The sequence below is a fragment of the Pseudoruminococcus sp. genome (assembly GCF_047012705.1).
Taxonomy (GTDB): domain Bacteria; phylum Bacillota; class Clostridia; order Oscillospirales; family Acutalibacteraceae; genus Pseudoruminococcus.
This window is the reverse complement of sequence record NZ_JBKXNW010000006.1, coordinates 100,010-123,005: the sequence shown is the minus strand read 5'-3', so window position 1 is coordinate 123,005 and position 22,996 is coordinate 100,010. Positions and strand designations below refer to the sequence as shown.

Here is a 22,996-nt window from a genome sequence, read left to right as displayed (position 1 = left end):
CCTTGTCATAAAAGCCATTAGTCTAAGAATTCCTCTTCAAAATCGTCCTCGGTTCTGATACGAAGGCCCTTAAAATAACGCTTTCTGTTCTGAGTGATACGCTCATAGCCAGCATTCTCCAAAGCAAAGTAGAAGTCGGCGGTACTGCGCACGTACTCGTTGGTATCCATGCAGTAATTTCGGTAGGCCTGATAAAGAGCAGAAGAGCTTTCTTTATACTCGCTGCCCACGTCGCACTTATCTTCAAGGAAGTGAGAGAACCAGTCATTCTGGCTACGGTATTCATTGATGGCATCTTGTACACAAGCAGGAACCGGAATCTGATAATCAAGTTCGATGACCTTCTTGGCACCTTCGATAACCCATGCAAGGATTGCTTCACCAGCGTTGTCATAAAGGTACTCGCTGTAATTCTTGATGTCGCTGCTGCCGGTAATCTTGGCATTGAACGGAATAACAATAAGACGTCTCCAGATACCATCGTCCGATGCGGATACACGAGGTAAATGATTTGTGTAAAGAACAAGCGTATGGCAAGGCTTGAACGAGAAGGGGTCTTTGTATTTCTTTTCTGCAAACACATCGTCGGTAGAACAAAGCTGCTTTACAGTTGAGTCATTAAGACGGGCACCTTCCTGCATTTCTGCAGCAATCAAAAGGCGTTTACCTTTAACCTCTGCCATCTCAGGTTTGATATTTCTTCTGCATCCAACCGTTAAGGTGTCTGCGGAGATGTTACCGGAATAAAGTCCAAGTACACGAGAGATGGCATTCCAGAAGGTGGACTTACCATTACGACCATCACCATAAGCAATGATGAGTGCTTCTACATATACTTTTCCAATAGCGGCAAGACCACAAATCATCTGTACATAATCGATAAGTTCCTGATTGTGCTGGAAGATAAGATTCAAGCTATCCAACCATATAGGCATACCTTTCTGGCTTGGAGATACCGAGGTGATTTTGGTAATAAAGTCTTCAGCAGAATGTTCACGAGCTCCGGCGATACCTTTACGAAGGTCGTAGGTAGCTTCCGGTGTACAAAGTGCAAAACAGTCTGCATCTAAGTCCCTTGGTGAAATCTCAAGCATCGGATGCGATTCCTTTAAGGTCGAAGTGACATTCTTAGAATCACGGCGCTTAATGGCAAAATTCAAATATGCCTTGGCAGCAAGGAACTCCTGATATACCTGCAGCTGTTCTTCGTTCATAAGCTGTTCAGCCTTGGACTTGGATGTGCTATCAAGAATATTCTGAGCACCACAGTTTTTCATTTTGTCGACAGCTTCCATCAAATCGTTGTTGGCTTCCTTCATCTGACGACGGGTAAGCTCATGTGCTACAGCCTGTGCACCCGGCTCGCTTTCTTGCCAGTAATGGTCAGAGTAACGAATAAAGTGTGTGGACGGAGAGTAGCGAAGTTCATTTGAAAAATATTTTGCTAACACTTCAGCCTGACCAACATCGGAATAATCCTCTGGTTTATAACAAGAAGGGTCGTTATATACTTCTGGAGCAACATAGCCATCCTGCTGAGCCACACGAGCGAAGAATCTCTGTGCGCTGTGCCAGATGGTAGATAATTCACTGTTATCAAGAGGCGGTACACACTTAGCAGCTTCTTCAAGGAAGGCTTGATATGCTTTATCACTATCACCATATTTTTTGATGACACGACCGGCGAATCTGGACATGGTTGCATTACGACTTCCTTCAGGGATGACTGAGCCATCATACTGACCATCTTCCATATCCTCATCGAATAAATCCTCATCTAGAAATTCTGTCAAATTCATACGTCCCGGATACAAAGCAACATCAGCTGCAGCAGTTCCAAAGAAGAAACGAGCCGCGTCCAGTGCCTGTGTATCGAAGTAAGAAAAGATAGAATTTACCAGCTTCTTCATATCGCTATAAAGTGTAGCGTCAGATACATAATCGATTGGAAATAAAACATGGAACTTCGGTCTGGCAGGTTTGCCATTCTTCTCCTTGTTATTGAAACGACTGAAGTGGACTGCGAATGTTACACCCGGAAACGCCTGCATGACATCTTCAGGTGTGACCCAATCATCAGGATTTTCAGAGTGGTCATTATCACAATCAACCGGAAGGCAATCACTGCCGATGAAGTTATCTCCATTACGATAGTTATTCTTATATTCAGCACATACATAATCGTGGCTGATTGCTGTTTTTAAGCTGGCTTCATCTAAGACAATGGTCTTATGAGGGTAGGAACAGTTACCCGGATTGCCAGTAACATCTGCGCTATAGATAGTAAACATTAGTCGTATACCTCCTCTGCAGAATCTTCCAGAACCTTAGTGATGAACTTCAAAGCACGAATCATCGTTTCAAGCTCACAGTCGCCACCAAGCATAACCTCGAAGCCTTCTGTATCACCGAAGCGGTCACGCATAACACGAACATCCATATCGGTACAGCCTTCATCTTTGATGCGGAAGTAGGTACGACCACCATGCCCTGTATCGCCTCCCATATAACCGGTAGAGCCTGCTTCAACTTCTAAAATGTTGCAGCTGTAGATATCGCGTGTGTAAGTAGTAATTTCTGTTCCATCTTTTAATCTGCGTCTGTTTTCTCTAATTTCATACATAGTCTTAAACCTCCTGACATTCTTCTGTGAAATAGCGCAAGCGGTAGTTTTTCCACTTGGCGCGGTTGATTTCTGCTTTCATTCCTTCTGAGATGCGACTGCCGAATACCCAGACCTCAGAGCACTTACTCATTAGGGCATTTCCGAAGAACAAGCCAAACTCACGTTCTTTTGGATTTGCATCATCAAGGAATTGTGGGAAAAGCAAATGTGGAGCTATCGGAATATATCCGGCATCCACAGCGAAACGACTGTATCGTCTTGCAGCAGCTACGTTTGCTTCAATGTCACCTGCATAGGGTGAACAGATATAGACGATAGGCCTGAAAGCGCGAAGGGCATGTTCTTCCTGTTCAATAATCTCCAATGCACCGTGTGCTGTTGGGTCAGGATAACCTTCGTTGTTGTATTTACTGATGCTCATACCAGAGTCCTCCTTTCCGGCAGACATAAAAAGAGCGTCCACCTCTAATTTCCCACTGGAGATGAACGCTCGATTTGAGCGGAATTATTTAATCTTTTTTGTAAAAAGGTGTAGTGTACCCATCTGCACGAAGAAGTAAGCCTTTAGCCCAAGGTGGTGTTCGGCCCATCTGTTCACAGATAGCATCAAGAGATACCTTCGGGTCAGCTTCAATAACAAGCTCATCATGGATATGCATCACAATGGAACAACAGCGTAGTGTTTTCATGGCATAGCACAAAATATCACGCGCAGTTGCCTGCACAATATTTTCTACGAACTTTGGCCCATAGGAATCAAGGCGTTCCCATTTCTTAGTGCCACCAACTCCTTCATAGGTGATGCAGGAACCGCCGAACTTATTGGTTCCGATTTTCGGTTTCACGTAAGCGAGCTTTCTGCCGGAAGGAAGGGTGATAAACAACATACCGCTTTTGCAAGAGAAGGTCAGACCATAATCTGTTGTGGTATGTTTATATTTGACTGCTTCCATAACAGCACGGTCGACTGCCCACCAGAATTCAACGATACGTGGGTTGGCTTGTCTCCATGCATCCACAAGAGCAGGAAGTTCATCTTCACTAAGGCCCATATCAAGAGCTCCCATTGCTTTTAAGGCACCGACACTGCCTCCATAGCCAAGTGCTAATTCTGCAATCTTACCCTTTTGACGTAAGTGACCATTGATTCCGTGCTTTTCAACCGGAACCTTAAACATCTGAGAAGCAGAAGCACAATAGATGTCACCACCTTTTTCAAAGACCTGCTGCCTCCAAGATTCACCTGCAAACCATGCGATAACACGTGCTTCAATAGCAGAGAAGTCAGCAACGTAGAATAAAGCATTTTCTCTTGGTATAAATGCGGTTCTGATAAGCTGAGATAAAGTATCCGGTACATCTTCATATAAAAGTTCAACGCCATCAAAATCACCGCCTTTTACAAGACCTCTGGCTTCTGATAAATCAGGCAGGTGGTTTTGCGGAAGGTTCTGTAACTGAATATTACGACCGGAGAATCTACCGGTTCTGTTTGCTCCATAGAATTGGAACATCCCACGAGCGCGACCATCACTGCAGACAGTTTTCTCCATAGCCTGATATTTACGCACAGATGATTTTGCAAGCTGCTGGCGAAGGGTAAGTACATCGGCAAGATTATCTGGTGCATCCTTTAATAATTCAGCCACAGCTTTCTTATCAAGACTATCTGTTTCGATGCCATTATCCGATAACCATTGTTTCATCTGCTGGACGGAGTTTGGATTTTCAAGTGCAGTCATATCTTTCATAGCAGCGGTTAACTCTTCACGTGAACGTGTATCCATTGCAATTGCCTGCTGCACCAATTCCATATCAAGTCTGACACCACGGTCGTTGATTTCTTGGTCGATATGGTATTCCTCCCAGACTTCATCAGGTACCGGGAATTTACGAAGCTTGTGCTGGATACCCATCTCAGTTTCTACATCTCGGATGTTATAACGCTTGAACGCTTCCCATTTGTCTGGTGCGTGAAAAGGACGATTCCTTATTCTGCCACCATTGGTTTTAGTTGCAGCACAAGGCTGGCAGAAATATTTGATGAGGTCTTTTCCCTCTGTGAGCTTCTGCTTTTCAAGACCTAATACAGCACCGACACCTTCCAGAGATAAAGGCAGTCCCATTGTGGCAGCCCATATCATAGAACAGCACCAGCTTTCAGGATTAAGATAAGTACCAGTAGGGTACCCAAGAAATCTCGAAAGACAGATACGTTCAAAGGCTGCATTGAAGGCCCACTTGATAACAGTATCATCTTCAAGTGCTGCAATTATCTCTTCCGGGATAGTTTCACCACAAGCTAAGTCAACCACCTGAACAGGCTGACTATCGACACTGTAGGCGAAGAGTAATATTTCAAAATTATCGGACTCGCAGTAACGATACACACCAGTCTTTGGAAGCTGTACATCACTGTAAGTCTCGATATCAATACTTAATGTTTTCATTAGCTTGTCCTTTCTATAACACAAGCGGCAGAGAGGTTGTGTTCCTTCCTGCCGCCTGCTTGATGCTATTTACCAGAGCGCCATTTACGCCAGTCAGCTGCAAGTTTCTTATATGCATAGATTACAATCTGTGCAATGAACTTGAACACGTGATAGAACACATATCCATAGACCACGAAAATAAGAGTGTAGCAGACGGAGTAAACAATAATCTGGTTTGCAATATTAATCATATTATCCATTGATTGTCACCTCGTTTTCAAAGTCCCGGAGATGACTGGATGCCACCTCCGGTTGGGTATTTATTTTCTGTATTCCTTCATACGAGCTTCGTGATATTCAAGGTCGCGTTTGTCCTTGTCAGCTTCGCGCTGTTCACGCTTGCGGTCGTTGATGAAGTTCTGGATAGCAGTGATAAGGAATACCACGCTAAATACAAGCCAGATAGAAAGAAGAATGATAATAAGGATAGCTTCAATCATTTCCATAGTCGGCACCTCCATTAATCAAGGAAATCGTCATCTTCATCAGATGCGAAATCAGACTCAGCACTTGCTTTACCACCAAGAGGCTCACCATCGCGAATCTTCTGTAAGTTGTTAAGACCGCAGGCGATTCCCTTATTACCAGAGCTGTTGAATGCGTAGAAGCTGATGCTGGCACGACCATATACACCAGAATAAACTTCAGAGCGAGTAAGGATAGGGTTGCGGTCTGCATCTACGATACCCGGTGCAGATGTTGCGTTGGCGTTGACGAAGTATGCATTCGCATAAGCTGCATCATCAGGTCTTTCAAGGTCACCATCACGAAGCGGAGTCTTGATGACAGAAAGAGCAGGAACAGACTTACCGTTGCCCTTTAGCTTGCTTTCACCTTCCTTGTAGGCAGCTTCGATAGCAGCTTTAATCTTGGCAACAGTCTTTGTGTCAGACTTAGGGATGATAAGAGATACGCTGTACTTAGGTGTACCTCCATTGATTGACTTAGGCTCCCATACGTTAGCGTAAGACCAACGAGTGTCAGGGCCAGTGATTACCTTCATAGGATTAGATACTTTTACATTCTTGTTCATTTAATTTTCCTCCATAAAATCAGATTTTGCGTTGTTCATAGCCGGACGCTTATCGCTTTCCGGTACGAGAGTTGGTTTGCCTTGCGGCTTTTCGATGTAGGCTGCAAGAAGTTCATCGAAGCGAGATTTACCTAAAAGCTTCTGCATGGCAGTGATGCCAAGGAGCTTCTTTTCGTAAGGGTCAAATCCAGCATCTGTGACTGCTTCAATGACTGCAGCTTCATTTGAGTACTTGCGGTTAGAACGACCTTCGACTAACTTCCAACCAGTCCATTCTTTACCGCTGATAGCCTGCTGAAGAGCGTATTCCTTGATATCGGATGCCCATGCTACAAGCTCATCCACACGAGATAAGATGACTTCAATTTCTGTATCTTCCAACAGCGGTGGAAGCTTGAAATCATGCTGTGCAAGCAGAAGATTAGCTTCAGCTCTGGCGCGACATTCATGTTTGGCTTTACAGAAACCACACCATTCTCCACAAAGGAAATTACCATCACCGGCAAAGGCAAGTTCTGCAGTAGGCTTCAACACTTCATCGGCCCAAGCGTATAAATCTTCTTTGCTTAATTCATAGGTAGAGATGTTCTGACGACGAGGCTGATAGATGGTCATGCTGACGTTATCAATGTCATAGATGTCATCGAACAATTCCAGAGCGCCAAGTGCGTAGCATTTCATCTGTGGGTTATCTTCAGCTGATACAAGAACACCAAGCCCGTGCTTGTAATCAATGATGCGAAGAGTACCATCTGCGATGATGATGCAGTCGGCAGTTCCAAATCCCTGTTCAACCCAGCGTGAGAAATCAACTCTCTGTTCAATTAAGACTACTGGGTCTGCACAGGTTTCTTTGGCAGCTTCTACCTGTTCAAGGATGTAGGATGCATAGCCATTAGCGCAGTCATCCATTTCCTCGCTGTACCATGTTAAGTTTTCAGTAGGGTCTGAAGCTTTCATGTTTAAGGCTTTACGAAGCTTGTACTCGCAAAGCTCATGAGCATCAGTACCTTCGGCAGCATAGTCGCTACCTTTGTCTTCATAGGTTTCACATAACCTTGCTGAAGGTGGACAGTGAAGCCAGCGATGTGATGCTGAAGCGGATAAGACCGCATGTGCTTTACTTGCCATCATCCAGTTCCTCCGCATCCTTTAACAAGGCTTCATAGTGTTTAGGGTCTACACCGGATAACTTCTTAGCTCCATATTTCTGAAGCAGAGTACGGATAGCAGCTGTATGTCCTGCACGAGACTTTTCTGCTAAGACAGCACGTACCTCTTCTAATGTAAGTTCCGGTTTCTTTTCTGTTTTTGCTTCTGCTACCGGAGTCGCATCAGCATCTGAGCTAAACTGTGCAGCTAACCAATTGGCTGCTTCATTAATAGCAGCGGCTGCATTGCGTAACTCTTCGATAGTCATAGCCATATCGCTCATTTTGCTCATGGTGAATTTCTCCTTCCTTAGATTGTCTTTGCTTTGCGAGGATTGTCATATTTCTCGCCATTCTTGCTGAGACCTGACTGATTGCTTTAAGTACTGCAATCACTTCAGCGTCGGTACCACCGGAATCGAAGTAGTGTTCTCTCATCGTTGTCACCTCCAATCTGTGTTAGTTGCAAGGCTTGTTGTTTCGTGCCTTACACTTTCCCACTGGAGAGAGGGAGACGATTTGAGCGGAGAAATTTTGAAAAAAGTTAAAATCCCTCTGACTATCTTTGAAAGGACGGTCAGAGGGACGTGTTGCTACCTATATATTAGTAGCCGCGAACCTTATGAAGTTCGGTTCTGATTTTCTTCATCTGGTCTGCAAAGGTACGCTGTTTACGACCTAAGCGCTTTGCAATTTCTCTGTCGGAGATAGAACTGTCGTCTTTCCAGTATTCGATAATCTTGTCCGCATCCGGGTCAAGCTCTCTTAAACGCTGGAAGAGCTGTTCTAATAAGATTCTGTCGCTGATGACTTCTTCCATTAAGTCAGGAGTAGCAAGCTCTTCTGATTCAAGAAGGGTGCTGCCATCTTCAGTATTAGGAGCATCAAGTGAAAGAAGTCCATAACCTAAATGATGTTCACAATTCTCACAATCACCATCACAGGCCCAGATGAACTGCTTAGGGCACTTGCAGCGATGGTAGTACTGTTCCTTCTTACGGATGCGAGTTGCTTCACGATAGAATTCTTGAAATTGCTGTTCAGTACAAGGAACTTTCTCCTTGAGTGAACGAATGTAGATGAATCTTTGACTCTGATTGTCTAAATTTGCCATGTCTTTTACCTCCGTTGGCTTGAATTTCCAAGCGGAGTAAAGAAGCATGGCTGCCAGTATTCATGTTCATAGTTGGTCACCTCATGCGGACTGCTCCGCTTTGTTTCTGGTGACCAGCTCGTTTGCTAAGCTGGCACTGTATTTACTTGTGAGACCTTTCTATCAATTGCAAACACACCACGTGGCCACGAAGATGGTGAATTGATAGTTGGGTCAGACAGTTTAACGTCTTGTCTGGGACGGTTGTTTATTTAGTTGTCGTTTGCTATCTGCTCTAAATCTGCGAAGACTTCGCTGTAGTAGCAGGAAGCTAAGTTGTGTAATCCTGTTGCGTCATATCTTGCGAACACTGAATTAACAACAGCGGAACCATACTCGGCTGCCACTCTTGAAGCGGCATTCTCGATGTTGGTTTCCCACATCATTCGTTCTGAATAATTCATTTGAATCACCACTTTCTGTTAATTTATGTATTGGTTAAGTTATTTAAAGTGGATTTATAAGTATTTACATCTCGTATTAGCCCGTAAGATTGATTTTTACAAATCTTCGTGATATAATATTTAATGGATTTTTGTACTTAAGCCACTAGGCGCCTCCCTTTTCCAAAGCACATTATTAAAGTACACTTTCGATTAGGTACGGCTCTACGAGCTAAACGCTGGGAATTAGGTACAGTAGGTACAAGACTAGGTACAGGCAGGTGATTAGCATTAAAAGTCAGGAATTTTTGAAAGATTTATATAGATATTTGAGCAAGCAAGAGAACCAAGGCGTCTATGTTATTAATTTCTTTAATGCAGCAGGTTGCAAAACATTCACTTTGCCAAGACTCAAAGCTCAAAGAACAACACAGTACTTAGAAAATGAAAGACATTATGCTAAAGACCGTTCTGTGTTTCAGATGAGAAGCGATTTTCCAAATCCGATAGACATTGATGGATTATCTAAATATCTGAATGATTCTCTAAGAGATGATTCTGTTAGAGAATGCATGAACCATTTTGGAATAGCAGCTATGCACGAAGAAAATAAAAAGGTATTAGCACGTGCATTAGCTTTGCAATTTCAAAGATTTATTGAAGCTGATTCAGAAGATGTTAATAATGAGGTTCCTACTGAGTACGAAGCTCTTGTTAATGGAGTGGATAATAGCTACGAACTGCGAAACAGTGTTTTATATCCGGGAGATAACTTCTGGGCTGAAGAAAGCCATCAGAAACACGAAGTGAACTGTTTTGAAAGATTTAATCATACTTGGGTGATTCATAATGCCGGAACAGTGTATTGGAGCGGAAGAAAACTTGTCTTGAAGGATGCAAACAAAAATAGCCCTCGTCCAGAAGCGATGGAAATACCGATTCCAGACGTTGGGCCAAACGGAATTATAAAAATTGCTACGAACTTTGAAGCTCGTAGCATGGAAGGAAAGTTTATTATTGAGTGGGATATGAAAGACTCAAAAGACCAGTCTTGTTTTAGAATGAGTGCTGGCTTAAATGTGACTGTTAATGTGTCATACAAAATAGATACGGAGGACTAATTGTGAACGATAACAACATTGAAAAATGGGTAACCCTTAAAGAGATTCAGGCATATTTGGGTGTAGGACGAGAAACCATTTTGCAGTGGATAGCAAAACGTAATATGCCAGCATATAAAATGGGCAGACTATGGAAATTTAAAATATCAGAAGTAGATGCGTGGGTACACTCTGGAGAAGCAGCTGATAAAACAGACCCGGCAGATAACAAGGAGGAATAAAGCAATGGCAAGAGCAGCAAAAGCTAAAAAAGAAGTGGAAGTTTCATTAGAGACCGTCCTTTGGAACTGTCGAGTAGCACTTCGTGGAGTAGGTACAACAGAAAAGAATCGTGATGCGGTAATTGGATTAGTATTCTTAAAGTTTGCAGGAGACAAATTTGAGAAACGCCGTAAGGAACTTCAGGAACAGTACGGTGACATTCCAGCTTTCCTTGAAAAGCCTTCATTCTATAATGCGGCAAATGTTTTCTACTTAAAAGAAACCGCTAGATGGTCATATATTGTTAAGAATGCATCTGCAAATAATATTGCAGTTATTATCGACCAAGCAATGGCAGATATTGAAGAAAGCAATCCGCCTCTTAAAGGTGCATTGACATTAAACTTATTTGCAACACTTGGAGCAGATAAATCTAAGATTAAAGACCTTATTGATAATGTAAACCAGATTGATGAGAAGAGATTCCAAGAAGAAGACCTTATCGGTCGTGTTTATGAATACTTCCTTCAGATTTATGCGGCTTCTGGAACAAAGGAAGATGGTGAATTTTATACTCCTGCATGTGTTGTAAAACTAATCGCAGAGATGATTGAGCCTTACAGTGGTGTTGTTTATGACCCTTGTTGCGGTTCCGGCGGTATGTTCGTTCAGAGTATGAAGTTCGTTGACCGTCATAATGGAAACCGTCAGAAAATTTCTGTTATTGGTCAGGAAAGTCAGGCTGAGACTTGGCGTCTTTGTAAGATGAATCTTGCAATCAGAGGTATTGCGCACAACCTTGGTGAAAAGAATGCTTCAACATTCACAGAAGACCTTCATAAAGATAGAAAGGTTGACTTCATCATGGCTAATCCACCTTTTAATCTTAAGGGTTGGAGAAAAGAGGACGAATTAACTGACGATTATCGTTGGAGAGGTTATAGCGTTCCGCGTGCATCCAATGCCAACTATGCATGGATTCTGCACATGATTTCTAAGTTGGACGTTAGTCATGGAATTGCAGGTTTCCTTCTTGCCAATGGTGCATTGAATGACCCTGACGAATTTGAGATTAGAAAACAGCTTCTCGAAAATGATAAAGTGGAAGCAATTATTGTCCTTCCTAGAGATATGTTTTATACAACGGATATTTCAGTTACGCTTTGGATTATAAACATGAATAAAAAGGCTGGTGTTGTGAATGGTCATCAGCTTCGTGACAGAACAAATGAAATTCTGTTTATGGATTTAAGACGTTGGGATAGCAATATTGAAGAAATTGTAATTGATAAAGGTAAGAAAAAGAAGAAGACAGTACTTACCGATGAGCAGATTGCCGAAATCAAGAAGGTATATAGTGCTTGGCAGAGTGCCGATAAATCTGGTTATAGTGATGTGGCAGAATTCTGCAAATCAGCAACAATCGATGACTTGCGAGCTCGAAATTATTCACTTGCACCAAGTAAGTATGTTGAGTTTATTGACCATGATTTAGATATTAACTATGCAGAAGAAATGACTCGCATTCAGCTCGAAATGCAAGATGTTATGAAGGTCGAGAAAAAATCTCAGCAGATGCTGGAAGATGCATTTAGGGGGATTGGATATGGCATTGACTAAATATAGATTAGGTGAATTGATAGAACTTTGTGATGAACGAAATGCTGAGCTGAAATATACATTAGATGATGTTAAAGGTATTTCAATTCAAAAGATTTTTATTGAAACAAAAGCGGATATGGAAGGAGTTTCGCTTAAACCATATAAGCTTGTTAAACCGGATGAATTTGCTTATGTTACTGTAACTTCAAGAAATGGTGAAAAAATAACATTAGCACATAACAATACTGAAAAGACATATATTGTATCTTCTTCATACATCGTATTTAGAGTTAAAAATACTGAAATTCTCTCGTCTGAATATTTGTTTATGTACTTCAACAGAGCAGAGTTCGACAGATATTCTCGATTCAATTCATGGGGGTCAGCTAGAGAAACTTTTGACTGGAATGAAATGTGTGATATAGAAATTGAACTTCCATCCATTGATGTTCAAAAAAGATTCGCTGATGTTTACATTTCGATGCTAGCTAATCAACAAAGTTACGAGAGAGGATTAGATGATTTAAAATTTGTTTGTGATGCCTATATTGAAGATTTAAGACGAAAAACTCCTTGTAAGCGTATCGGTGAATATTTGCTTGAAACTAAGCAAAAGAACGAAAATGCGGAGATACTTCCAAATAGGTCAGTTTCAAATACGAAAGTTTTTATTGATGCAAAAGAAGCAGTTGTTAATGGTGTTGATACCAAGAATTATTTGGTGGTTGAACCATATGACTTTGCTTACAATACTGTAACAACAAGAAATGCAGATAAGCTTTCGATAGCATTAAATACTTCTGAAAAGTGTCTAGTTTCGCCTCTTTATACTACTTTCCGAGTTGTAAAAGAAGGTTTATTACCAGAATATCTTTGCTTGTGGTTTAACAGAAGCGAGTATGACAGATATGCTAGATTTGAATCGTGGGGTTCTGCAAGAGAATTGTATCCGTTTGATACTCTCGCAGATACGAAAATTCCTATTCCGGATGTTTCTATCCAGCAGAGCATTGTGAATATTTACAATTCATATTCTGAGAGAAGAGAAATTAATGAAAGATTAAAAGCACAAATAAAGGATATGTGTCCGATATTGATAAAGGGGTCAATCGAAGAGGCCCGTGCATAAAAGGAGGTGTCGTATATGGACTACTTCTTCGAAAAAGGTAAGTTCACTGAAGACCAGTTGGAGCAGGCCATAATCGAGCTGTTCCAATTGCAAGGATATACCTATGTCCACGGTGAAAATATTCATCGTCAATATGAGGATATCTTGTTGGAAGATGACTTGCGTACTTATTTACTTGGCCGCTACACAGACCTAAGTGAAGTTGAAGTACAAAAGATTATAAATAAAATAGCGCTGATACAGGCATCACCTTTGTATCTCGGTAACAGAGAAACATTCTGGCTTGTAAATGAGGGCTTTGATTTGCAACGTGATGACATCAGCAAAGTTGCACTTCATGTGGATTATATTGATTATGACAATCCGGAAAAGAATATCTTTAAGGTAGTAAACCAGTATTCTGTGCAGGGCGAAAGATTGCGCAGACCTGATTTATTGGTTTTTGTTAACGGTATTCCTGTAACCATCTGTGAGTTTAAGTCTGCAATCAACGAGGATACAACTGTTCATGATGCATGGGAACAAATCACTATCCGCTACACACGTGATATTCCTAAGCTGATGAAATATTGCTTCTTGTCTGTTATCAGTGATGGAGCGAATACAAAGCTTGGTAGTATCTTTACTCCTTATGAGTATTACTACTCATGGAATAAAGCAAATGATACAGATACAGTAGCAAACGGAATTAGCTCATTGAAAACAATGATTGCCGGAGCCTTTGCACCAGAGCGTTTGTTGCGTGTTATCAGAGACTTCGTTTTCTATCCAGATGATAGTAAGAAGAGCGAAGCTATCGTGTGTCGTTATCCGCAGTTCTTTGCAGCTAATAAAATGCTTGCAAATATTAAAGCGCATATGCGTCCTGCTGGCGACGGTAAAGGTGGTACGTATTTTGGTGCTACAGGTTGTGGAAAAACATACACAATGCTGTTCTTATCTCGATTGATTGCACAAAGAGATAATGAAGCATTTAATAATCCAACGATTATCATCCTTGCTGACCGTGAGGATTTGGATACTCAAACTTCTGAATTATTTGTTACTGCCACTAAGTATTTACACGAGAGCGATGTTCGAAGCATTGAAAGTCGTAAAGACTTAGAGCAGACATTAAAAGACAGGCCAAGCGGCGGTGTTTATATCACTACTATTCAAAAATTCTGTGAGAACACTGGACTGCTTTCCGACAGAAGCAATATTATATGCATTTCTGATGAAGCACATAGAACTCAGACAAGCACTGGAAGCAAATTGAAGAAGACCGATAAGGGTGTATTTACTACATATGGATTTGGTCATTATCTTCGTGCTAGCTTCCCTAACGCAACATATTGTGGCTTCACTGGGACTCCCATCGATGAAACTATCGCTGTTTTTGGTGATGTAGTCGATAGCTATACAATGAAGGAATCTAGCGATGATGGTATTACTGTACGTATCGCTTATGAACCTCGTCTTGCTCGTGTCGTGTTATCAGATGAGCAGGCAAAAGAAATTCAAAAATATTATGAGCAGTGTGCTGCAGAAGGCTCTTCCAGTGAACAGATTGAGGAGAGTCAGCGCGCGATGAGTAAGATGACAGCTATCCTTGGACATCCGGATAGACTGAAAAAGCTTGCTGCTGACATTGTTAGCCACTACGAAGCATTATGTTCTGAAAAACCTGAGATTGTACAGAAAGCTATGATTGTTTGTGCTGACAGACCTTTAGCTTTCAAGGTTTTAAAAGAGATTCTTGCTATTCGTCCTGAATGGGGTGAAGCAAAGAAAGCTGAAGATGAAAGTCAGCTTTCAAAGGAAGAGTTAGATAAACTTATGGCACTTCCTAAAGTAAACATGGTTGCAACTCAGGGACAGAATGATGAGAAAGAACTGTTCGAGATGTGTGGTACCAAGGAATACCGTAAGAAGCTTGATAAACAGTTCAAGAATAATAATTCAAACTTTAAAGTCGCAATCGTTGTGGATATGTGGATTACTGGTTTCGATGTTCCATCACTTGCTGTGATGTATATTGACAAGCCACTTCAGAAGCATACTTTGATTCAGACAATTTCACGTGTTAACCGTGTGTTTGATGGTAAGGATAAAGGTCTTGTAGTCGATTATATCGGCATCAAGAACGATATGCTTGAAGCAGTTAAGAAGTATGGTGGGCCACAGGAAAGTCCGATTGATGAGCTTAACATCTCACTTGGAATCTTTAGAAATCATCTTGCATTGATAGATGAACTTCTTGTTGATTTCAATGCGACAAAATTCCACACCGGAACACCATTGGAAAGATTGAACTGCTTAAATACTGCAGCTGAATATGTTCAGATGAAGAAGGAAATGCAGACAAGATTTATGGGCCTTTCAAGACGTTTGAAAAGTGCATATGGCATCTGTTTCCCTTCAGGTGAGCTGACTGAAAAAGAGACAGCTACAGCTCAGTTCTACTTGGCTATACGTTCAATTATTTATAAGCAGACTCAAGGTAACGCTCCAGATGCAGAAATCATGAACCGTGTTGTAGAAGACATGGTTAAAGAAGCGATTACTTGTACTGGTATCGAGAATATTGTTGACGACCATAAATCAGTAGATTTATTTAGTGATGATTTCTTAGCTGAGTTGGATACAGTAAAAATGCCAATTACAAAGTTCAATGCTTTACTTAAGCTGCTTCGTAAGGCTATCTCTGCTTATGGAAGAACTAATAAAGTTAAAGCAGTTGAATTTGATGAGCGTTTGCGCAAGGTTGTAGAAGCCTACAACAGCAGAGATAAGCTGGTATTTACCAGTGAGGTTGTAGCTGACTTTGTAAATGATTTGTCTGATGAGTTGATTAAGATTCTGCAGGATTTACAGCAGGACAAAACATCGTTTGAAAAACTCGGCATCAGTTATGAAGAAAAAGCATTCTACGATATTCTTGTAAAAGTAAGAGATGACCACGGCTTCCCTTATGAAGAAGAAAAGTGCTTGTTGCTTGCAAAGAAAATTAAAGAGCTTGTAGATGATAAGGCACAGTTTGCTGACTGGTCTACAAGAGATGACATAAAAAATCAGTTAAATATGGATTTGACAGTACTTCTTTATAAAAATGGATATCCACCTGAATGGGATGAAGAAGTATTCGAAAAAGTTATGGAACAGGCTGAAAACTTTAAAAAGTATGCAGATGTATCTTCAGATGCACCAGAACCTGCTAAAGCAAAGATTTATCAGTATGCTCCAAGTACAAGTGCAGTTTTAAAGGTTGCTGAGGAACCTGCACCATATGGTACGAAGAAAAATTGAGGTGATTAAAGTTGAGCAGTACTATTGATATCAATACAACTATAAAAGCTGGAACAATTGATTCCGTTTTTAAAGAGGTTACGCATTCTGAGAGTCTTGGTTTGCGTAACCCTGCTCAGCTGCGCCTTTTTCATCTGAAACTTGATGGAGATACTTTTACCAACGAAGGCCTTTATAAGTGCTTGAGAAAGAATATCGGACAGTATGTTTATTCAAGAACACGAATTGCTAAGTTTAAGGAAGAAGACGACGAGGCAAGTATAGGCCTTGAGGCAATGCAGTTGATTAATGAGCAGAGAATCAAAAATCCGGATTCGTTTGGGAACATGCTTGGAGAAATCCTTCTGTATGCATTTTTCGAGGAGAAGCTTGGTGCGCCTAAGATTTTTAGCAAAATCGAATTGGATTCTTTAACTTCCGAAAGTTTCTATGATGGTATCCATCTGTTGAAGATGGATGACACATCTTTTCAGATGGTTTTTGGCACTTCTTATGTTGAAGACCAGATGGATGATGTAATTGATAATGCCTTTCTGAAAATAAAAAATGGACTTGAACAACCTAAAAGGGGTATCGCTCTAGTAAATGACCTTGTTTTTGCTCAAAGTGCAGATACAGTTCTTGCAGATGCGTTGAGCAAGATTATTACACCGGCACCAGATGCTCCGGATGTAGATTCTGCCTATGGTATATTCCTTTGCTGCTCTTTAGGGTTGGATAAAACAAAATATTCAGTAGCTGAATATAAAAAATTAGTTGAACAGAAGATGGTGAGTAATATTCATAATTATTTGCCAAGAATCAAAAAACATATTGATGATTTAGGCTTGTCAGGACGCTCGTTCTATATTTATGTAGTGCCTTTAGATGATGCCACAGAAGATAAAACGACAATAATGAAGAAAGTAACTGGAGGTGCCTATGGAATCTAATACTACCTTCGGAGAAATCTTCTTTGAGAAAATAGATGAGAACGAATACCTAAAGAAGTTGTATGAAGATATTCTTTACAACTACGCCTTAAAAGTATTCGGTTATACGAGAAGATTAAAAAGAAATCTTGCTATAAATGATGCGTTACGATTTGCAGATATTCTTTCAAAATCTAATCACAGCACAAAAGCAGATAAGCATAAAGTATGGGCTCAAGAAATTGTCACCATGCTTAATTACATATACCCAGAAAATCCTGATGTTTTATACGTAGCTGGCTCTGTTTTGACCAGCGTTGGTAACTATCAGGGACGCAATATCATTAAGTCGGACTTTAATGGGGCCGATGCTATGGAAAAGATTTATCTCGAATTAAAGAAGGATTATTATACAATTCCATCGGCACCGGATAAGCAATTTATGGTAGCGCAAAAGTCTGCTTATGACCATTTTGCGAATTCATATTATAGCTATTCAGCGCCTACATCTATGGGGAAATCTTTCATAATGAGAATGTTCATTAAAGAGAAAATCCTCAGTGATTGTAGACACAATTTTGCAATTGTTGTACCTACCAAAGCGCTGATAAATGAAATCAGAATAAAAATCACTAAAGAGGATTTAGGCGAAATTCTGCATCAAAAGAATTACCACGTTGTTACTGCAGCAGGTGATGCAGCTCTATCTAATTGGAAAGACAAAGGGCAAAATTATATCTTTGTTATGACGCCGGAACGAATGCTGTACCTGATGATAAATGAGCCGGATATTCAAATTGATTATCTGTTTGTAGATGAGGCTCATAAAATTACAGGCGCAGACAAAAGAAGTCCTTTCTATTATCAGGTTGTAAATATGCTGTCGGTAAGACCGCACAGACCGCATATAATCTTTGCTTCGCCCAATGTGCCAAATCCTGAAGTGTTTTTAGATACTATACCGGACGTGCAGTCTGCAAATGAACATAAATTGCAGACATCATATTCTCCAGTTTCGCAGCCGAAGTTTATTATTAATCTGATTAACAGAGAAGTAAGTATCTACAACGAACACAATGATAGCAATATTCCTATTACCTCGATTGCGCTTGATGATGCTGATTTAATAGATGTTTTGCTTAGATTCGAAAAAGATGAAAAACAGAAAGAGAAACCATTTATTGTATATTTCCCATCTACGAGAAAGACGGTGGTTGCTGCACGTGATTTTGGTGCAAATCGTATTCCTAAAACAAATTGTCAAGAATTGATAGAGCTTGCTAAAGATATAAAGAATGAAGTCCACGGTGATTACTACCTTGCAGATTTGGTTTCTAAGGGAGTTGCATACCATATTGGTTACCTTCCAGCTTCAATTCGTCAACGTATAGAGGATTTGTTTAAAGCCGGAAAGATAACAGCTTTATTCTGTACAAGTACTCTTGTTGAAGGCGTGAATCTTCCTGCAGATAATCTTTTTATCACTGATTATAGAAACGGACAGAAGGACATGCGACCTATAGACTTCCGAAATCTTGTTGGTAGAGTAGGACGTCTAGAGTTCAATCTTTATGGAAATGTATTTTTAGTGGCAACATCTGAGAAAGCATCAGATAAGTTTGAAACATTGCTTTCTGAATCAGTTGATAAACAAACACTATCTATTGAAAAGGGATTAACAAAACCTCAAAAGCAGAATGTAATTAATATTCTGTTGAAAGGCGATGTTGAATTTCCTAAACATCCGCAGAAACAGACTGAAGATTCATATGACCTGATGAGGAAATTTGCGATTATTCTCTTGAATGATATCATGGCTGGTAGAGAGAGTCGTGTGCGTCGAGAATTTCAAAAAGTGATGAAACCGGGCGATGAAGATAAGATTAAGGAAAACTTCTCAAATCGTCAGCAACACATGAAAGATAATGACATAACTGTATCAGTTGACCAAAATGAATCATTATATGAGGCGATTGCGGTTAATGGCTTAGAATTCCCTTCTATTGACAGCAATGGTCGATATGATAAAGATGAACTGTGGGACTTCTTATTGAGAATTGCTAAGATTTTCAAATGGAAATCTTACGAATCTTATACGCTTGGTGCTCCGGGAAATGACCCGAACAAATATAGCTCATTATCTTATTACAGAGTAATTCTTGGACAGTGGGTTTCTGGACATGGACTGCAACAGATTATTTCTGAGGCTATAAGATTTAAGAAGAATAATCCACGTGAGGCTATGTTTATCGATGGCAAAAAAGTGGATTATAAAGAAGGTTCGGAGCATAACAATATCATTATTTCCGAAGTGCTATCAGTAATTGATAAAATTATCCTGTTTAAGCTTTCAAACTACTTTTTGAAAATATCAAATGCTTATAAGGATATTAAAGGAAAGCCAGCACCGAATGATTGGTACGAGTTTGTTGAATATGGCTCAACAAATAAACGTTCAATCGAAATACAAAAATATGGCTTTTCAAGAGAATCTGCTTTGTACATTTTACAGCATGAAGCAGAGTATGTTTATAAATCAGAAACAGAGCTCAAACTTAAGAAATCGCTATTAGAATGTCCTAACAAGGGTGTTAAAGCTGATGCTGAGTTGGCTTGGTATAATACACCAGAACTGTTTCTGGAGGAGGACGCCTAATGAAGAAGATTGAAGGTTCGCCAAAGAATCTAAAACAATTATTACAGAATACGAAATACTCTATTCACTATTACCAGCGTGAGTATATGTGGCAGCGTAAGCACATAGAAGAATTGATTGATGACCTTACATCAGAATTCTTGGAATATTATAAAACAGATGACCCAAGACAAGCTGTAGCTGATTACGGTGCATATTTCATGGGTTCTATTGTTCTGGCCGGAAGAGAAAATGCAATCATTGATGGCCAGCAAAGATTCTCTTCTTTGACATTGTTGCTGATGTATCTTAATAACAGATTAAAGAATATCGGTCAGAGTTATAACATGATTGAGACAATGATTTTCTCAGAATCCTTTGGTACAAAGTCTTTCAACATCAACGTTGATGACCGTCAGGATTGTATGAATGCAATTTTCAACGATACTGATTTTGATACTACAGGTGCCGGAGAATCAGTAAAAAATCTTTATGGACGTTATCAAGATATTCAGGATGTTTTCCCAGCTGATATTACAGATGATATGTTGTTGCATTTCTGCGATTGGGTTGCGGAAAAAGTATTCTTTATAGAAATTGTAGCAACAACTGAGCAGGACGCTCATAAAGTATTTGTTACAATGAACGACCGTGGTTTGAGCATTACATCTACAGAAATGTTAAAGGGTTATATTCTTTCAGAAATCAAATCTGATTCATCACGTGAAAAGATGAATGGTATTTGGAAGGATAAAGTTCTTACATTGAAAAAAGATGATGACAAGGGTGACGAGACATTTATTAAAGCTTGGCTTAGAGCTCACTATGCAGAAACAATCCGTGAGACAAAAGCCGGTGCAGTAAATAAGGATTTTGACATCATCGGTGGTTCCTTCCATAAATGGGTGCGAGATGAACGCGATAAGTTAGGGCTTAATGGTTCCGATGATTTTGAGCTGTTCATAAAGAAATTTGCAAAATTCGCAGAGGTTTATGAGCGCATTCGTCAGGCTGAAACAACCTTTGCTGAAGAAACAAAATATGTATATTACAATGCGCAGGTTAACTTCACATTACAGCCACAACTTTTATTAGCTCCTGTATGCTATGAAGATTCGTGGCCAGTTATTATCGAGAAGATTAATCTGGTAGCAAGATTTATTGATGTTTTGATAGTATCTAGAGTGACGAATTATCGCTCTGTTGATTACAGTACTATCAAGAACTTTGTTTTCAATGTGACAAAGGATATTCGTATGACAGATATCCCTACTTTGAAACAGAAGTTAGAGCAGCAGTATATCAATCTTGCATTTGACCCTGCCGCAGCATTAAGTGATTTGAGACTTAACAGTTTTACAAAGAAATACATCAAGAACATTCTTGCACGTATTACTGGTTTCATCGAGGAGCAGACTGGTGTTGCATCAAACTACTGTAATTATATGAATACTCAAACAAAGAATCCTTTCGAGATTGAACATATTATTACAGACCACTATGAATGGTTTACTGCAGAGTATTCTGACCAAGATGATTTTAGACGCTGGAGAAATAGTATCGGTGCGTTACTGCTTCTTCATAAGAGCATTAATGCCAGCTTAAATGATGCAAAGTATGATTATAAACTGAAGAAATATTGTTCTAACGAAGGCAATATCTATACTGAATCGCTTGGTGATTTGGCATATCAGAATAATCCTAAATTTAAGAAGTTCATTGCAGATAACAATCTTGGATTCAAATCGTATGCTTCATTTGGCAAAAATGAGATTACTGAGAGAATAGCAGTACTCGTTGATTTGGTAAAACTCGTTTGGAATGATGATATGTTTATGTAATCCAGCTAAAGGAGGTAGGTTTCATGGTTTTTAATACCTTTATTAAATGCCAAGTTTGCGGCAGCATCACTAGAATCCGCTTGCAAGTTGGCTGGCAAGAAGAACATCCGATAGAAGTTGCGTGTGGTAAATGTGGAACCTCCTTGTCTGGTAGCGTTAAGATAGGACAGGAGCATCCGGGGTTAAGTTTTTCATTCGATAATGCAGATGATGTTCAAGATGCAGAAGCTGATTATATTGTTGAGTGCTCCGGAGAGTTTCCTACTGTAAAACAAGGAAAAGCAGCAGAATTAGAAGGGCTAGTGATTACACCGTTTATTCGATATATGAATTGCATGAAAACGGATGACTCTTATGAGGAATTTGGACAAGATGTGTCTAGACTGAATGCAACAGCCCAAAAATGGAAGAGTTATAAGAGAATTCTAACATTAGCAAAAAACAATAGCGAATATCTAACTCAAGAAATTCAAAAGGAGTTTTCTGGTCAGTTCTTTCAATGTAGAGATGAATCTGAAACGCTAAGAGCTGTTCATATGATTGAGGTGCATGGTCTTTACTCATCATTAAGAAAAGATATCCTTAATGACCTTTCGTTTAGTGCCGGAATAATGAAAATGGATTCAGCGCAAATGAAGAGTTTGATTGATTTCCTTAATTCTCATGATGGCTTCCACCTCGAAGAATTGCAGGAATTAATTTACAAGGTCTATGATGAGTTTATGGCCGTATATCAAAGACTTATACCTGCGTTTGCATTACAATACTGTAAAGATAATTCTTTTGATTTTGAACACGAAGGCTCTACAACAAGCAGCTTTGATAGTGTAAAGCAGTTTTATCTGGATGTTTATGAAGCATTAGGTAATTTAATGATTATACCTGTAGCTCTCAATAATATTAAATACAGGTCTGACATCAATGCTATGAATCCGATAGAGAAGAATGTAAATTCTTTGGAGGACTATATTAAACTTACAAAAGCATCAAGATATCATTTCTGTTTGGACTCTGAAGTTTACACAGGCTTTTTGAAAATCCTAGTGAATGCGAAATTGAGAAATGCCATCGGTCATAATGATGTTGAATATAATTCAGTAGACCAGCTGATTACTTATATTCCTAATCCGAAAGACAGAACAAAAAAGAAAACTGAATACCTTCTTCAGTTTGAGAATGAAGCTATGCATATGTTCCAAGGTATATTAGGAATTTCGGAATATCTATACCGTTTGAGAGAACTTGCACTCATGTATGATGGTAAAATACCTCTCATGGTTCAAGAGCGGGCAAACTGGCCTAAGAAAATTGGACGCAATGAACCGTGTCCTTGCGGAAGTGGAAAGAAATACAAATTTTGCCACGGGAAGTCCTAAATAATAAGGTTGAGACGATGCCTTCTATGTGGAAACAGTTCTACTATGACTAAT

The 22,996-nt window shown here is 39.9% G+C and carries 20 protein-coding genes; 9 read left to right on the top strand and 11 right to left on the bottom strand.

Going from position 1 to position 22,996, the window contains the following annotated elements; translation table 11 throughout:
- Nucleotides 1-17: 17 nt before the first annotated feature.
- The 11 genes from ACLU24_RS07520 to ACLU24_RS07470 all read right to left on the bottom strand — a co-directional run bounded on the left by ACLU24_RS07520 (nt 18) and on the right by ACLU24_RS07470 (nt 8,859).
- Entirely contained in the window at nt 18-2,291 is a 2,274-nt protein-coding gene (locus tag ACLU24_RS07520) for a phage/plasmid primase, P4 family (RefSeq protein ID WP_412611524.1), read from the bottom strand.
- Nucleotides 2,291-2,623, bottom strand: a complete 333-nt coding sequence (locus ACLU24_RS07515) for a hypothetical protein (protein WP_042670400.1) — start codon at nt 2,621-2,623, stop codon at nt 2,291-2,293. Before ACLU24_RS07515 ends, ACLU24_RS07520 begins: the two co-directional genes overlap by 1 nt.
- A gap of 4 nt (nt 2,624-2,627) precedes the next feature.
- The gene (locus ACLU24_RS07510) at nt 2,628-3,047 is read right to left on the bottom strand and encodes a DUF7768 domain-containing protein (protein WP_412611523.1); all 420 of its coding nucleotides are present in this window, start codon (nt 3,045-3,047) and stop codon (nt 2,628-2,630) included.
- Nucleotides 3,048-3,135: 88 nt separating this feature from the next.
- Complete coding sequence (locus tag ACLU24_RS07505) at nt 3,136-5,076, bottom strand: DNA polymerase (protein WP_412611520.1); 1,941 nt, start codon at nt 5,074-5,076, stop codon at nt 3,136-3,138.
- Nucleotides 5,077-5,378: 302 nt separating this feature from the next.
- Entirely contained in the window at nt 5,379-5,564 is a 186-nt protein-coding gene (locus tag ACLU24_RS07500) for a hypothetical protein (RefSeq protein WP_042670406.1), read from the bottom strand.
- Nucleotides 5,565-5,578: 14 nt separating this feature from the next.
- Nucleotides 5,579-6,151 carry a DUF2815 family protein gene (locus ACLU24_RS07495; protein WP_008978724.1) on the bottom strand — a complete coding sequence of 191 codons (573 nt, stop codon included), beginning with the start codon at nt 6,149-6,151 and terminating at the stop codon, nt 5,579-5,581.
- Nucleotides 6,152-7,282, bottom strand: coding sequence for a DUF2800 domain-containing protein (locus ACLU24_RS07490; protein WP_203264664.1), 1,131 nt, complete (start codon nt 7,280-7,282; stop codon nt 6,152-6,154). It abuts the gene before it with no gap.
- On the bottom strand, nt 7,272-7,595 hold the full coding sequence (locus tag ACLU24_RS07485; protein ID WP_412611519.1) for a DNA ligase: 324 nt from the start codon (nt 7,593-7,595) through the stop codon (nt 7,272-7,274). Before ACLU24_RS07485 ends, ACLU24_RS07490 begins: the two co-directional genes overlap by 11 nt.
- Entirely contained in the window at nt 7,531-7,740 is a 210-nt protein-coding gene (locus ACLU24_RS07480; protein WP_156907842.1) for a hypothetical protein, read from the bottom strand. The genes ACLU24_RS07485 and ACLU24_RS07480 overlap by 65 nt, the downstream gene beginning before the upstream one ends.
- Before the next feature lie 166 nt (nt 7,741-7,906).
- Complete coding sequence (locus ACLU24_RS07475) at nt 7,907-8,416, bottom strand: sigma-70 family RNA polymerase sigma factor (RefSeq protein ID WP_412611518.1); 510 nt, start codon at nt 8,414-8,416, stop codon at nt 7,907-7,909.
- 251 nt (nt 8,417-8,667) lie between these two features.
- Nucleotides 8,668-8,859, bottom strand: coding sequence for a hypothetical protein (locus ACLU24_RS07470; RefSeq protein WP_412611516.1), 192 nt, complete (start codon nt 8,857-8,859; stop codon nt 8,668-8,670).
- A 260-nt stretch (nt 8,860-9,119) separates the two neighbouring features.
- Here ACLU24_RS07470 and ACLU24_RS07465 point away from each other — a divergent pair, with 260 nt between their 5' ends.
- Genes ACLU24_RS07465 through ACLU24_RS07425 form a run of 9 tightly spaced genes read left to right on the top strand, consistent with a single transcriptional unit; the run spans nt 9,120 to nt 22,942 of the window.
- Nucleotides 9,120-9,959, top strand: a complete 840-nt coding sequence (locus tag ACLU24_RS07465) for an NBR1-Ig-like domain-containing protein (protein ID WP_412611514.1) — start codon at nt 9,120-9,122, stop codon at nt 9,957-9,959.
- On the top strand, nt 9,959-10,180 hold the full coding sequence (locus ACLU24_RS07460; RefSeq protein ID WP_475495305.1) for a helix-turn-helix domain-containing protein: 222 nt from the start codon (nt 9,959-9,961) through the stop codon (nt 10,178-10,180). The genes ACLU24_RS07465 and ACLU24_RS07460 overlap by 1 nt, the downstream gene beginning before the upstream one ends.
- A gap of 4 nt (nt 10,181-10,184) precedes the next feature.
- Nucleotides 10,185-11,780 (top strand): type I restriction-modification system subunit M, encoded by a 1,596-nt coding sequence (locus ACLU24_RS07455; RefSeq protein ID WP_412611509.1) that lies wholly within the window; start codon nt 10,185-10,187, stop codon nt 11,778-11,780.
- A complete protein-coding gene (locus ACLU24_RS07450) occupies nt 11,767-12,891 on the top strand; it encodes a restriction endonuclease subunit S (RefSeq protein ID WP_412611507.1) in 1,125 nt (374 codons plus the stop codon). The genes ACLU24_RS07455 and ACLU24_RS07450 overlap by 14 nt, the downstream gene beginning before the upstream one ends.
- A gap of 15 nt (nt 12,892-12,906) precedes the next feature.
- Entirely contained in the window at nt 12,907-16,179 is a 3,273-nt protein-coding gene (locus ACLU24_RS07445) for a type I restriction endonuclease subunit R (RefSeq protein WP_412611504.1), read from the top strand.
- A gap of 11 nt (nt 16,180-16,190) precedes the next feature.
- On the top strand, nt 16,191-17,111 hold the full coding sequence (locus ACLU24_RS07440) for a HamA C-terminal domain-containing protein (protein WP_412611503.1): 921 nt from the start codon (nt 16,191-16,193) through the stop codon (nt 17,109-17,111).
- Nucleotides 17,101-19,746, top strand: a complete 2,646-nt coding sequence (locus ACLU24_RS07435; RefSeq protein WP_412611501.1) for a DEAD/DEAH box helicase — start codon at nt 17,101-17,103, stop codon at nt 19,744-19,746. Before ACLU24_RS07440 ends, ACLU24_RS07435 begins: the two co-directional genes overlap by 11 nt.
- Nucleotides 19,746-21,566, top strand: coding sequence for a DUF262 domain-containing protein (locus ACLU24_RS07430; RefSeq protein WP_412611498.1), 1,821 nt, complete (start codon nt 19,746-19,748; stop codon nt 21,564-21,566). Before ACLU24_RS07435 ends, ACLU24_RS07430 begins: the two co-directional genes overlap by 1 nt.
- 23 nt (nt 21,567-21,589) lie before the next feature.
- Nucleotides 21,590-22,942 (top strand): YecA family protein, encoded by a 1,353-nt coding sequence (locus ACLU24_RS07425; RefSeq protein WP_412611496.1) that lies wholly within the window; start codon nt 21,590-21,592, stop codon nt 22,940-22,942.
- Nucleotides 22,943-22,996: the final 54 nt, after the last annotated feature.